The sequence below is a fragment of the Haemophilus sp. C1 genome (assembly GCF_001276515.1).
In the GTDB taxonomy this organism is placed as follows: domain Bacteria; phylum Pseudomonadota; class Gammaproteobacteria; order Enterobacterales; family Pasteurellaceae; genus Haemophilus.
The window spans coordinates 1-9,547 of record NZ_LDVZ01000034.1 but is presented as its reverse complement, the minus strand read 5'-3'; the positions used below and the strand labels follow the sequence as shown (position 1 = coordinate 9,547).

Below are 9,547 nucleotides of genomic sequence, written 5' to 3'. Positions count from 1 at the left end.
GCGATGGACCAAGGTTTACGTTTCGCAATCCGTGAAGGTGGCCGTACAGTAGGTGCTGGCGTTGTAGCGAAAATCATCAAATAATTGATGTATTCTTAAATGCCTTAAAGGCAGAGAGAAGACAAAAGAAAAGTGCGGGGAAAATTCTCCGCACTTTTTGTTTATAGGTAATATTTGAAAGTTATCAAAATGTGATTTTTTAATCAGTATTTTATCGACTGGTTACATTTCTTTCGCTATAATTGAGCGTCTTATTTTATTTAACAAACGTGTTCGGTGTGGATTTTTACCGAGTGCAAATTAATTGAGGTAACAAATGTCATTAAATATTGAAACAACTCAAGGTTTAGAACGCCGTGTAGCGATCACCGTTCCAGCTGAAACTGTATCTAAAACAGTTCGTGAAGAATTTAAACGCGCATCAAAAAATGTGCGCGTAGATGGTTTCCGTAAAGGTCATGTTCCTGCACAGATCATCGAACAACGTTTTGGTGCATCAATCCGTCAAGATGTATTAAACGATTTATTACCACGTCATTTTTTTGATGCTGTGATTGCAGAAAAGATTAATATTGCAGGCCGTCCAACTTTTGGTATTGAAACTTTTGAAGAAGGTAAAGATCTAGTTTTTACCGCAACTTTTGAAGTTTATCCAGAAGTTAAATTACAAGGTTTAGAGAATATTAAAGTTGAAAAACCAACTGTTGAAATCACAGAAGCTGATATTGATAAAATGGTTGATGTGTTACGTAAACAACAAGCAACTTGGGCAGAAACGGACTCTGCAGCAAAAGCAGATGATCGCGTAACTATTGATTTTGTTGGTTCTGCAGATGGCGAAGAGTTTGAAGGTGGTAAAGCATCTGACTTCGTATTATTTATGGGACAAGGCCGTATGATTCCTGGCTTTGAAGATGGTATCGTAGGCCATAAAGCAGGTGAGCAATTTGATATTAATGTAACTTTCCCTGCTGAATACCATGCTGAAAATTTAAAAGGTAAAGCGGCAAAATTTGCAATTACCTTGAAAAAAGTAGAAAACATGGTGTTACCTGAGTTAACAGATGAGTTTGTTGCTAAGTTCGGTCCGAATACTAAATCTGTTGCGGATTTACGTGTAGAAATTCGTAAGAATATGGAACGTGAATTGAAAAATGCATTAGTTTCACGTGTTAAACAACAAGTAATCAACGGCTTAATTGAACAAAATCCAATTGAAGTGCCAGCTTCTGCTGTAGAAGAAGAAATTAATGTATTACGCAATCAAGCGGCTCAACGTTTTGGTGGCAATACACAACAAGCTGCACAGTTACCACGTGAATTATTTGAAGTGGAAGCAACTCGTCGTGTTCAAGTAGGTTTATTATTCTCTGAAGTGATTAAATCTAATGAATTAAAAGCTGATGAAGAACGCGCTAAAGCCATGATTGCAGATATTGCATCAGCTTATGAGCAACCAGCTGAGGTTGTTGAATACTATAGTAAAAACGAAGAGTTAATGAACAATATTCGTAACGTAGTATTAGAAGAACAAGCAGTGGATGCAGTACTTGCTAAAGCACAAGTGACTGAAAAAGTTTCTTCATTTGATGAAATTATGAATCCACAGGCATAATGATTAATTAATATCATTATGATTGAATAAAAGTGCGGTCGCTCTTTTTAACAAAAGCGACCGCATTTTTATTTATAGGTTATTTAGAGTAAAATAATTAGTAATTTTAGAGAAAAAGGTAAGAAAATGAGTGTAATTCCTATGGTTGTTGAACAGACTTCGCGTGGCGAGCGTTCATACGACATTTATTCCCGTTTATTAAAAGAGCGTGTGATTTTCCTAAGTGGTGAAGTGGAAGATCGTATGGCAAATCTCATTGTGGCTCAGCTGCTTTTTTTAGAGTCTGAAGATCCAACTAAAGATATCAATATCTATATTAACTCTCCCGGTGGTTCTGTGACCGCAGGTATGGCTATTTACGATACAATGCAATTTATTAAGCCAGATATTCGTACACTTTGTATCGGTCAGGCATGCTCAATGGGCGCATTCTTGCTTGCTGGCGGAACTGCTGGCAAACGAGCAGCGTTACCAAATGCGCGTGTGATGATTCACCAACCTTTGGGTGGTTTCCGTGGTCAAGCATCCGATATTCAAATTCATGCACAAGAAATTTTGAAAATTAAACACACCTTAAACGATCGTCTAGCATTCCATACTGGGCAAAGTATCGAACGAATTGAGAAAGATACAGATCGCGATAACTTTATGTCAGCTGAAGAAGCCAAAGCATATGGTTTAGTTGATGAAGTTTTAATTAAACGTTAAGGAAACACATGTCAGACAAAGATAAAGATTTACATTGCTCTTTTTGCGGAAAAGAAAAAAGCGAAGTAGATAAATTAATTGCTGGTACAGACGGCTATATTTGTAATGAGTGTATTGAACTTTGTCATTCAATGCTTGAAGAAAGTAATGATGAAAGTGTAGACGAAAGTGCGGCAGAAAATGAGGAGAAATTACCAACTCCTCACGAAATTCGTGCTCATCTAGATGATTATGTTATTGGCCAAGATTATGCGAAAAAAGTGCTTTCTGTCGCAGTTTACAATCATTATAAACGCTTACGAACTAATCATGAAAATAACGATGTTGAGCTCGGTAAAAGTAATATCTTGCTTATTGGACCAACAGGTAGTGGTAAAACATTGCTTGCTCAAACATTAGCTCGTCGCTTAAATGTGCCGTTTGCGATGGCTGACGCGACAACATTGACTGAGGCTGGCTACGTGGGTGAAGATGTAGAAAATGTCCTACAAAAGCTTTTACAAAATTGTGAGTATAATACTGAAAAAGCGGAGCAAGGCATTATTTATATTGATGAAATTGATAAAATTAGTCGTAAATCGGAAGGCGCATCAATTACTCGAGATGTATCTGGCGAAGGTGTACAACAAGCATTGTTAAAACTTATTGAAGGTACTGTAGCGTCTATTCCACCCCAAGGCGGTCGTAAACATCCACAGCAAGAAATGGTGAAATTGGATACCTCAAAAATTCTCTTTATCTGTGGTGGCGCATTTGCTGGATTAGATAAAATTATCAGTAAACGTACACAAACAAGTACGAGTATCGGTTTTAGTGCGAAAGTAGAAAAGGATGAAGAAGAAAAGTCTCTTTCTGAATTATTCCGTCAAGTAGAACCAGATGATTTAATGAAGTTTGGTTTAATTCCGGAATTTATTGGGCGTTTACCCATGATTTCTCCACTAAGTGAATTAGATGAAGAAGCCCTTGTGCAAATTCTTACACAGCCTAAAAATGCCTTAACTAAACAATATCAAGCTTTATTTGGACTTGAAAATGTGGAGTTAGAATTCACTCCAGAAGCTTTAAAAGCAATGGCGAAGAAAGCGCTTGAAAGAAAAACTGGCGCGCGTGGTTTACGTTCTATTGTCGAGGCTGTATTGCTGGATACGATGTATGATTTACCATCTATCGAAAATTTACGTAAAGTAGTCGTGGATGAAAGCACCATTGTAGATAATACGGCTCCAAAATTAGAATATCATCCTTAATAGGAAAGTGCGGTTGTTTTTCCTTATGTTTTCTATTTTGCTTGGTGATTTTCAATAGGCAAGGCGAAAAGAAAATGCTACAATCGCACGTTCTTATAACTTTATTCTTATTTTCCTAAGTAAATAACGGATTCAATTTATGGCAACTGAAATTGTTGATAAAAAGAAAAATGCACCAGAGACGGTGGTAGAAGGTAAATCTAAAGGATTAAATACCCTTCTTTGGATTTTAGTCGCGGTCTTTTTTGCGGCGGCTGCAATTGGTAATGTTTATTTCCAAAAAGTATATTCATTACCTATTCGTGTAGTAGGTGTCGTCATTGCGTTAGTGATTGCATTTGCATTTGCAGCAATTACTAATCAAGGTACAAAAGCTCGTACATTCTTTAAAGATTCAAAAATAGAAGCGCAAAAAGTGGTATGGCCAAGTCGCCAAGAAGCGCGTCAAACTACATTAATCGTAATTGGGGTAACAATCATTGCATCCTTATTTTTCTGGGCGACAGATTCGATTATTGTCACAGTAATTAATTTCTTAACTGATTTGAGATTCTAAAATGACTGAAGAAACAACTGTATCAAAAAAACGTTGGTATGTATTACAGGCGTTTTCTGGTTTTGAAAGCCGAGTGGCTTTAACTTTGCGTGAATACATTAAACAGCAACAAATGGAAGAGCAATTTGGTGAAGTGTTAGTTCCAACAGAAGAAGTTGTTGAGAATGTTGCAGGTAAACGTCGTAAAAGCGAACGTAAGTTTTTCCCTGGCTATGTGCTCGTAGAAATGGAAATGAATGATGAAACATGGCACTTGGTGAAAAGTGTTCCGCGTGTTATGGGATTCATTGGTGGTACACCTGATAAACCAGCGCCAATTTCTAAACGAGAAGCTGATACTATTTTAAATCGATTAGAACAGACTACAGATAAACCTCGTCACCGCAATGAGTATCATCCTGGTGAAGAAGTTCGTGTGGCGGAAGGTCCATTTGCAGACTTTAATGGTACAGTAGAAGAAGTAGATTATGAAAAAGGTCGCTTAAAAGTTTCTGTATCAATCTTTGGTCGTGCAACACCAGTTGAACTAGAATTTGGTCAAGTAGAAAAAATACATTAATCCTTGATTAAGGATAATTAAAAAAATTACCGCACTTTGATCTGTTTCCATAAATTTGGATAGTTCATAAATTAACTTATAAATATTGAGCCCTGTATTTTTACAGGGCTCAAATTTTTAAATTTTTTTCTCACTTTCTTCAATATTTTTCTTTTCAAGAAGGTGTTTATCAATAAGGTAGATTGATAGCATGTTATGACGATGACTTCTATTATTGTTAGTTGTGCTCATAAAGATGTGTAATTAGTCGACCATTCAAATATTCACCAATATATACCTGGTTTACGGTTAGTTTATTGGCATCTAATTCTGAATGAACCCAATTTTCATCCCGATTAATGATATCAAGAATACCGTAATCAATTTGCCCATCAATAATTAATGGATAGCGTAAATCTTCATCTCCGTATTGAATGATTGATAGTTGCCCATTTTGTTCAAGTACAGCTCGTTTTACAGTAGAGATTTCATATATGCCTGCTGCACGGAGTTTAAACATTAAATCGTGGGCTGAGATACCATTTTTCATACATTCACTAGTTTGTACTTTGCCATCTAAAATTACCCAAACTGGGCTTCCATCGATAATATTTTTTACAAATCGGTTATGATTTTTGATAAAACGTAGCGTAAAAATTAATAACGTCCATAAAATGAGAACAAGGGAAAATTGTAGTATGCCGATATTGTCATTATAAATGACAGCTCCAATAATACCGCCCAGTACATAATTTTGTACTTGATCCATCGCTGATGTTGGAGCAAGGTTTCCCTTACCCATTAAATTAATTTGTAAAATAAGACCAATAATGCCCATTGTAAGTTTTATAGCAAGAAATGAATAACTTTCCATTATTTATTTTCCTTATCAATAATATTGATATTCGGGTTGACTAAATTGATTTCAGAGAGTGTGTAAGCAGTAAAATCATTATTAAAATTTACCTGATAGTATTTATCCTTAATATTTAAGATCATACCATTTGTAATTTTCTGGTTATTTACTCGTAGATCCTCAAATTGTAAATTTTGTGATGTTTTTACTGAGTTCAAAAATGTAACAATGCGAGAAGTATCATTTGCATATACTTGATTTTGTTCATATTGATTATATTGAATACCAAGTAAGAGAATAATTAAAAGCAGAAAAATAATACTGAGATCTCGGTATTTGGTTTCTAAACGATGGCGAAGATATAAACTTGTTACTAACAGAAGCGCACCAAGTGAAGTAAAAATTGCGATGTATTTAAAATAATCTTGAAAATACATACGGTTTTCTAAATAGAAATAAGTAAAAAAAGACATAAAAATATCCCAAGCTTAGATAAGAAAATCCCTTGCAGAGCAAGGGATTTCATAATGCGTGAAAGTGCGGTAGAAATTACCAACCTTTTACAACACCATCTTTAAAGTGTTTTTTAGCTTCTTGGTAAACTTCTTCTGTTTGGTAAGATTTTACGAAGTCTTGAACAGCTTTGCTGTCTTTGTTATCGGTACGAGAAACGATAATGTTCACATATGGAGAATCTTTATCTTCTACAAATACACCGTTATCTTGAGCATTTAAGCCTACTTGACCCGCATAAGTGTTGTTTACTACAGCTAAATCAACATCGTCTAATGCGCGTGCCGCAACAGAAGTATCTACTTCAGTGATGTTTAATTTTTTCGGATTTTCAACAATATCTAATACAGTTGAAAGAAGGTTATTTGCATCTTTTAATTTGATTAAACCTTGTTTTTCAAGAAGAATTAATGCACGGCCACGGTTTGTTGGATCGTTAGGAACAACAACTTTAGCACCTTCTTGTAATTCATTCACATTTTTGATTTTTTTAGAATAACCCGCTAATGGATAGACGAAAGTATTACCCACGATGACTAAGTTATTTAAATTTTTCGCTTTTGCATCTTCATCTAAATAAGGTTTATGTTGCATTGCGTTTGCATCTAAATCACCTTTAGATACAGCTTCATTTGGTAATGCGTAGTCATTGAATTCAACGAATTGAACGTCTAAACCATATTTTTCTTTAGCGACTTTTGCTGCAATTTCTGCAACTTGGTGCTCAGGGCCAGACATCACACCGACTTTGATTTTAAGTGGTGCAGCTTCAGGTTTTTTGTCTTCTTTACAGCCTGTTAAAACGAGAGCTGATGCGATTGCAGTGATTGCAAAAAGTTGTTTTAATTTCATAGGATTTCCTTCCTGTTTAAGTTAAGAGTTGTGTTTAATTAACGATGATCCACTTTTTTAGCCAGTGTATCGCCGAGTTTTTGGCTAATCATAACGAATAGCACAATAATAATGGTTGCCACCCAAGTGACATAAGGCATATTGCGATATACGCCGTAGTTGATAGCGAGGCTACCTAAGCCACCGCCGCCTTGTGTTCCCGCCATTGCAGAATAACCAACTAAAGTGACTAGCGTAAGCGTGATGCCATTAATGAGTGTCGGTAGTGCTTCTGGTAAATAGAATTTACGAACAATCTGCCATTTAGTAGCTCCCATTGCTTGAGCAGCTTCGGTTAAACCATTTGGAATCTCCATTAATGCATTAGCAGTTAAGCGAGCAACGAATGGCATCGCACAAATGCTTAATGGAATAATTGCTGCCGTTGTACCTAATACGGTTCCTACGATGAAACGTGTTACAGGTAATAAGATTAAGAGCAAAATAATAAATGGAATGGAACGCCCAATATTAATAATCGTGTTTAACACAAAATGAGTGCGGTTATTTTGTAAAATCTCATTTTTTCCAGTTAAGAAAGTCCATACACCAACAGGCACGCCGACTACTACGGCAAGTAAAGTAGATGCAAAGCTGATATAAATAGTTTCATAAGTTGCGGTTGCGACAACACCCCACATTTGAGGTGTTAATTGCTGGCTGAATGTTGCCAAAAAATCATTGAACATAACCAAGCACCTCCACGCGCACGTTGTTTTCCATTAAATAAACTTTGGTTTGTGTAATAGCATCTTCATCGCCTGCTACTTCAGCAATGGTATAACCAAATTTGACGCCCCCAGCATAATCAATTTGCGAGGTTAAAATACTGAGCTCCACGCCAAATTTTTTTGATGCCTGAGAAAGTAACGGCGCATCAACTGAGCGACCCGTAAACTCAAATTTGATAATTGGATACGCTTTGCTATGTTTCGGCGTATCAGTAAGATTTTCCAAATATTCATCAGGTAGACTGATGTGGAAGGTCGAACGAATAAACTCTTGTGCTAATTCTGTTTTAGGGTTTGCAAAAATTTCACCGACAGTACCTTGTTCAACGAGGCGACCTTGATCAATAACAGCAACTTGATCACAAATCTGTTTAACAACTTCCATTTCGTGAGTAATCAATAAAATCGTAATACCTAAAGTGCGGTTAATTTCTTTTAATAATTTAAGAATAGATTGTGTCGTTGCAGGATCTAATGCGCTAGTGGCTTCATCACATAATAAGACTTTAGGATCGCTGGCTAAGGCGCGAGCAATAGCTACACGTTGTTTTTGCCCACCCGAAAGATTGCTTGGGTAAGCATCACGTTTTTCACTTAAACCAACAAGATTTAAAAGTGCGGTAATTTTTTCTTGGATTTTTGCTTTTGGCATACTTTCCAATTCTAAGGGTAATGCCACGTTTTCAAATACGGTGCGAGAACTTAGTAAATTGAAATGCTGAAAAATCATTCCAATGTGACGACGAGCAAGTACTAATTCTCGATCAGAAAGTCCTGTTAATTCTACGCCATCAACAATAACGGAACCGCTTGTCGGTTTTTCTAATAAATTCACACAGCGAATTAATGTGCTTTTTCCTGCACCAGATGCACCAATTACGCCACAGATTTGACCTTTTTCGATATTCAACGAAACATTATCAAGCGCAGTCAATTTTTTGTTCGGTAGCTCAAAAATTTTCGTAATATTATTTAGCTTAATCATATAAGCCCTTTTTATTTATTGTTTTTAAATCTGTTTTGGTATTCTAGATGTCTAGATTGCTATGTCAATATGTCAGATTATCTTTTTTAGACAGATTAGTTATGACTTATATTTGCTAATCCTTTGGATTAAATAGATAATTTTCCTTAATTTAATATATATAAAAGGTAAGAGAATGAATAAGGCTATTTTTTTAGATCGCGATGGCACGTTAAATATTGATTATGGTTATGTACACGAAATTGATAACTTTAAATTTATTGAGGGTGCGATTGAGGCATTGCGAGAATTAAAGAAACTGGGATATATGTTGGTATTAGTGACCAACCAGTCGGGCATTGCACGTGGTTATTTTTCTGAAGATCAGTTTTTACAGCTGACAGAATGGATGGATTGGTCGTTAGCTGAACAAGATGTGGATTTGGATGGTATTTACTATTGTCCACATCATCCTGAGGGAAAGGGCGAATATAAAGAAGATTGTGATTGTCGGAAGCCTAAATCGGGAATGCTATTGCAAGCGATCAAAGAATTAAAGATTGATCCTACGCAATCTATTATGGTTGGAGATAAAGTTGAAGATTTAAAAGCGGGAATTGGCGCGAAAGTGAAAATGAACGTATTAGTTCGTACTGGTAAAGCAATAACGGAGGAAAGCGAAGGAATTGCAGATTATGTATTAGATTCTATCGTTGACCTTCCTAGAATTTTAAAACGCTTAAAAAAATAGCCAAAAAGATCTATATTTTGCTCTAATCGCTTGTACTTTAATCAAAAGATCATTTTTTTAAATATTTTTACAAAAAGTACTTGCAAGGGTTTTGAAAATCCCTATAATGCACCGGACACAACGACGCACTGTTGTGAAGTATTTAAGTTTCCACGTGCGTCGTTGTTTTTTGCT

At 35.9% G+C, this 9,547-nt stretch carries 11 protein-coding genes and 1 pseudogene; 7 read left to right on the top strand and 5 right to left on the bottom strand.

The window, feature by feature from the left end:
• The 6 genes and pseudogenes from ABW51_RS09925 to nusG all read left to right on the top strand — a co-directional run.
• Positions 1-84 (top strand): annotated as a pseudogene (locus tag ABW51_RS09925) (hypothetical protein); the annotation flags it as partial.
• A 232-nt stretch (positions 85-316) separates the two neighbouring features.
• Positions 317-1,615 carry a trigger factor gene (tig, locus tag ABW51_RS09025; RefSeq protein ID WP_053466477.1) on the top strand — a complete coding sequence of 433 codons (1,299 nt, stop codon included), beginning with the start codon at positions 317-319 and terminating at the stop codon, positions 1,613-1,615.
• 96 nt (positions 1,616-1,711) lie between these two features.
• Positions 1,712-2,323 carry an ATP-dependent Clp endopeptidase proteolytic subunit ClpP gene (gene clpP, locus ABW51_RS09020; protein WP_258182720.1) on the top strand — a complete coding sequence of 204 codons (612 nt, stop codon included), beginning with the start codon at positions 1,712-1,714 and terminating at the stop codon, positions 2,321-2,323.
• An 8-nt stretch (positions 2,324-2,331) separates the two neighbouring features.
• Complete coding sequence (gene clpX, locus ABW51_RS09015; RefSeq protein WP_053466476.1) at positions 2,332-3,573, top strand: ATP-dependent protease ATP-binding subunit ClpX; 1,242 nt, start codon at positions 2,332-2,334, stop codon at positions 3,571-3,573.
• A gap of 139 nt (positions 3,574-3,712) precedes the next feature.
• Positions 3,713-4,129 carry a preprotein translocase subunit SecE gene (gene secE, locus ABW51_RS09010; RefSeq protein ID WP_009500265.1) on the top strand — a complete coding sequence of 139 codons (417 nt, stop codon included), beginning with the start codon at positions 3,713-3,715 and terminating at the stop codon, positions 4,127-4,129.
• Between the two features lies 1 nt (position 4,130).
• Positions 4,131-4,688, top strand: a complete 558-nt coding sequence (gene nusG, locus ABW51_RS09005; protein ID WP_053466475.1) for a transcription termination/antitermination protein NusG — start codon at positions 4,131-4,133, stop codon at positions 4,686-4,688.
• Positions 4,689-4,905: 217 nt separating this feature from the next.
• Here the strand turns inward: nusG and ABW51_RS09000 are convergent, their stop codons facing one another.
• The 5 genes from ABW51_RS09000 to metN all read right to left on the bottom strand — a co-directional run bounded on the left by ABW51_RS09000 (position 4,906) and on the right by metN (position 8,643).
• Positions 4,906-5,541: a DUF421 domain-containing protein gene (locus tag ABW51_RS09000; RefSeq protein ID WP_053466474.1), complete on the bottom strand. Its 636-nt coding sequence runs from the start codon at positions 5,539-5,541 to the stop codon at positions 4,906-4,908.
• Complete coding sequence (locus ABW51_RS08995; protein ID WP_048953078.1) at positions 5,541-5,996, bottom strand: DUF3290 family protein; 456 nt, start codon at positions 5,994-5,996, stop codon at positions 5,541-5,543. Before ABW51_RS08995 ends, ABW51_RS09000 begins: the two co-directional genes overlap by 1 nt.
• 76 nt (positions 5,997-6,072) lie before the next feature.
• On the bottom strand, positions 6,073-6,888 hold the full coding sequence (locus tag ABW51_RS08990; protein ID WP_053466473.1) for a MetQ/NlpA family lipoprotein: 816 nt from the start codon (positions 6,886-6,888) through the stop codon (positions 6,073-6,075).
• 38 nt (positions 6,889-6,926) lie between these two features.
• A complete protein-coding gene (locus tag ABW51_RS08985) occupies positions 6,927-7,616 on the bottom strand; it encodes a methionine ABC transporter permease (RefSeq protein WP_005629721.1) in 690 nt (229 codons plus the stop codon).
• Complete coding sequence (metN, locus tag ABW51_RS08980) at positions 7,606-8,643, bottom strand: methionine ABC transporter ATP-binding protein MetN (RefSeq protein WP_053466472.1); 1,038 nt, start codon at positions 8,641-8,643, stop codon at positions 7,606-7,608. Before metN ends, ABW51_RS08985 begins: the two co-directional genes overlap by 11 nt.
• A 175-nt stretch (positions 8,644-8,818) precedes the next feature.
• Between metN and gmhB the strand changes: the two genes are divergently transcribed.
• On the top strand, positions 8,819-9,373 hold the full coding sequence (gmhB, locus tag ABW51_RS08975) for a D-glycero-beta-D-manno-heptose 1,7-bisphosphate 7-phosphatase (protein WP_053466471.1): 555 nt from the start codon (positions 8,819-8,821) through the stop codon (positions 9,371-9,373).
• Positions 9,374-9,547: the final 174 nt, after the last annotated feature.

What these genes read in the sequence shown, in the direction of transcription:
- ABW51_RS08990 (WP_053466473.1), bottom strand. Translation starts at nt 6,888, where the DNA reads ATGAAATTAAAACAACTTTTTGCAATCACTGCAATCGCATCAGCTCTC.
- nusG (WP_053466475.1), top strand. Translation starts at nt 4,131, where the DNA reads ATGACTGAAGAAACAACTGTATCAAAAAAACGTTGGTATGTATTACAG.
- secE (WP_009500265.1), top strand. Translation starts at nt 3,713, where the DNA reads ATGGCAACTGAAATTGTTGATAAAAAGAAAAATGCACCAGAGACGGTG.
- metN (WP_053466472.1), bottom strand. Translation starts at nt 8,643, where the DNA reads ATGATTAAGCTAAATAATATTACGAAAATTTTTGAGCTACCGAACAAA.
- ABW51_RS09000 (WP_053466474.1), bottom strand. Translation starts at nt 5,541, where the DNA reads ATGGAAAGTTATTCATTTCTTGCTATAAAACTTACAATGGGCATTATT.
- clpX (WP_053466476.1), top strand. Translation starts at nt 2,332, where the DNA reads ATGTCAGACAAAGATAAAGATTTACATTGCTCTTTTTGCGGAAAAGAA.
- gmhB (WP_053466471.1), top strand. Translation starts at nt 8,819, where the DNA reads ATGAATAAGGCTATTTTTTTAGATCGCGATGGCACGTTAAATATTGAT.
- tig (WP_053466477.1), top strand. Translation starts at nt 317, where the DNA reads ATGTCATTAAATATTGAAACAACTCAAGGTTTAGAACGCCGTGTAGCG.
- ABW51_RS08985 (WP_005629721.1), bottom strand. Translation starts at nt 7,616, where the DNA reads ATGTTCAATGATTTTTTGGCAACATTCAGCCAGCAATTAACACCTCAA.
- ABW51_RS08995 (WP_048953078.1), bottom strand. Translation starts at nt 5,996, where the DNA reads ATGTCTTTTTTTACTTATTTCTATTTAGAAAACCGTATGTATTTTCAA.